This window comes from Bartonella vinsonii subsp. berkhoffii ATCC 51672, assembly GCF_902825225.1.
Classification (GTDB): Bacteria; Pseudomonadota; Alphaproteobacteria; order Rhizobiales; family Rhizobiaceae; genus Bartonella; species Bartonella berkhoffii.
On record NZ_CADEAK010000093.1, the window covers coordinates 1 to 650 of the forward strand.

Consider the following 650-nt stretch of genomic DNA (forward strand, 5'->3'; position numbering starts at 1 on the left):
TGAAGCATTGTAGAGAGACGCTCAAAACGAGCTTTATCACAGCTATAGAGCGCTGGATCAGAAAGTTCTTGTTCAATTTTTTTTATTTCATCCTGCAAAGAAGCAATTTGTTCAGGCAATTTTTCCAGTGCATAAACTTGCTTATAAGACAATTTGCGGGATACCGCTTTTTCCCTCGATGTTCCCTGTTTTGAGTGATTTTGCACATAAGGCTTTGATAACTCTTTACGCGCTAACACAGCTTGCTTGCTCTGCGCCATCATATCACTATAACCACCAGCGTACAAAATCCAGCGGCCATCGCCTTGGGGCGCCAACACATGCGTTACAGTTCGATCTAAAAAATCTCTGTCATGGCTGATCAACAATACTGTCCCCGCAAAATCAGCAATAAACTCTTGTAACAAATCCAATGTTTCCATATCCAAATCATTGGTCGGTTCATCGAGAATCAAAAAATTTGCTGGACGCGAAAGCAGCCTTGCAAGCATGAGTCGCGCTCTTTCTCCACCTGAAAATTCTTTGAGGGGGGTGCGCGCTTGTTCGGGTAAAAATAAAAAGTCTTTCATATAAGAAACAACATGCCGCTCTTGCCCATTGATCACAAGAGTATCACCCCTCCCTCCTGTGAGATAATGCGCTAAAGTTTC

Annotated in this window: 1 protein-coding gene; it reads right to left on the reverse strand. The window is 42.9% G+C overall.

Going from position 1 to position 650, the window contains the following annotated elements; genetic code table 11:
- Positions 1–650 (reverse strand): ATP-binding cassette domain-containing protein (locus J7R10_RS08400; protein ID WP_208436458.1); only part of this gene is annotated, 650 nt, incomplete at both ends.